This is a genomic window from Vibrio sp. TH_r3 (assembly GCF_033101115.1).
Lineage (GTDB): Bacteria > Pseudomonadota > Gammaproteobacteria > Enterobacterales > Vibrionaceae > Vibrio.
The window spans coordinates 1-205 of the sequence record NZ_JAWMPW010000118.1 but is presented as its reverse complement, the minus strand read 5'-3'; the positions used below and the strand labels follow the sequence as shown (position 1 = coordinate 205).

Sequence of the window (205 nt, the reverse complement as noted above, 5' to 3'; positions counted from 1 at the left end):
CTTATCTGCGCTGATGAAACTACGGTGCAAGTACTTCGAGAAGAAGATAAAAAGGCACAATCTAAATCGTATATGTGGGTTTACCGTAGTGGTGAGTTCACTCAAAATCCCGTTGTTATCTATGATTACCAGCCAAGTCGAGCGGGTGCTTGCGTGCGCGAATTCCTAACGGGTTACTCTGGTTATTTACTCTCGGATGGGTACA

At 44.9% G+C, this 205-nt stretch carries 1 protein-coding gene; it reads left to right on the top strand.

The window, feature by feature from the left end:
* Window positions 1–205, top strand: a 205-nt coding sequence (locus R3X26_RS19035; protein ID WP_317718872.1) for an IS66 family transposase, incomplete at both ends; no start/stop codon positions are given.